This window comes from Streptomyces sp. NPDC031274 (genome assembly GCF_055570235.1).
In genome coordinates this window covers 1-1,602 of sequence record NZ_JBVIHP010000182.1, presented here as the reverse complement: position 1 = coordinate 1,602, position 1,602 = coordinate 1, and the positions used below count along the sequence as shown (strand labels likewise).

The 1,602-nt window shown below is 68.9% G+C and carries 1 protein-coding gene; it reads right to left on the bottom strand.

What is annotated here, in order from left to right; translation table 11 throughout:
- The coding region (locus ACZ5CR_RS44775; protein WP_468869306.1) for an amino acid adenylation domain-containing protein at window positions 1-1,602 on the bottom strand (1,602 nt) is incomplete at both ends.

Genomic DNA, 1,602 nt, shown 5'->3' with positions numbered 1-1,602 from the left:
TTGTAGGTGGCGCTGGGACCTTCGAGTTGGGCCAGGAACCACAGCCGCTGCTGCGCGAACGACAACGGCAACCGCTCCGGCCGCACCGCGGCCCCCAGCGGCATACGCGCCTGCCCGGCACCCTCCGCCAGCTGCCCCGCCAACCCGGCCACCGTCGGCGCCTCGAACAACGCGCGGACCTCGACCTCCACCCCCAACACGACCCGGATCCGCGACACCAACCGCACCGCCAGCAGCGAATGCCCACCCAGATCAAAGAAGTCGTCCTCGACACCGACCGAATCCAGGCCCAGGACCTCGGCGAACGCCGCACACAGCGCCTCTTCCACCGGTGTGGCCGGGGCGCGGCCACCACCACTGACGTACTCCGGCGCCTGCAGCCCCTTGCGGTCGAGCTTGCCGTTGGCGGTCAGCGGCAGTTCCGGCAGCGAGACGACGGCAGCCGGGACCATGTACTCCGGCAGCCTCCCCGCCACGAACTCCCGCAGACCGTCCGGCTCACCCTCGTCCGCGGGCACCACGTAGGCGACCAGGCGCTTGTCACCGGGGCTGTCCTCGCGGGCGATCACCACGGCCTGCGTGACGTTCGGATGGGTCAGCAAGGCCCCTTCGATCTCACCGGGCTCGATACGGAACCCGCGGATCTTCACCTGCTCATCCGCCCGTCCAACGAAGGCGAGTTGTCCCTCCTGGCTCCACTTCACCAGGTCCCCGGTCCGGTACATCCGCTCACCAGAACCCGGACCGAACGGGCAGGCCACGAACCGCTCACCCGTCAACGACGCACGACCCACATACCCCCGCGCCAGCCCTGCACCGCTCACATACAGCTCACCGACGACGCCCGTGGGAACGGGGGCGAGCGCGTCGTCGAGGACGAACAGGCGGGTGTTGGCGATCGGGGTACCGATCGGCACCACCCCACCAGCCACCGACTCCCGGGTCAGCTCGGCGGTGGCGACACCGATCGTCGTCTCCGTCGGGCCGTAGTGGTTGAACACCCGCCGATCCCCGGCAGCAGCCACCAGTTCCTGCACCCAGCCAGGGCTGGAGGCTTCGCCGCCCAGCACCACCGACCGCCCCGGCAGCAGCGGCTCGATGCCCGCCGCGGACGTCAACGCCTGCAGATGCGAAGGCACCACCTTGAACGCATCAATACCCTGCCCAGCCACATACTCCGCCACGGCCTCCGGATCGGTGACCGACTCCTCATCCAGCACGTGAAGCTGCCCGCCGGTGGCCAGGCTGGAGAACACCACCGTGTTACCCAAGTCCGTCACCTGCGCCTGCAGCAACGCATACCTCGCCCCCATCTGAGTCCAGCCCAACCGCGACGAGACCGAAGACACGTAGTTGGCCAGCGACCCATGCGTCACCGCCACACCCTTCGGCGCCCCCGTCGAACCCGACGTGTAGATCACATACGCCAACCCCGCCGGATCAATGTCCAGCCCAACAGCCGCGTCCGCGTAGCCATCCAGCAGGGCGGTCGTCGTCGGGTCGTCCACCGCGATCATCCGCACCCGACCCACCGGCAGATCATCCAGCGCATCCCGCGTACCCAGCACCACCTGGGCACCACTGTCACCCAGCAGATACGCC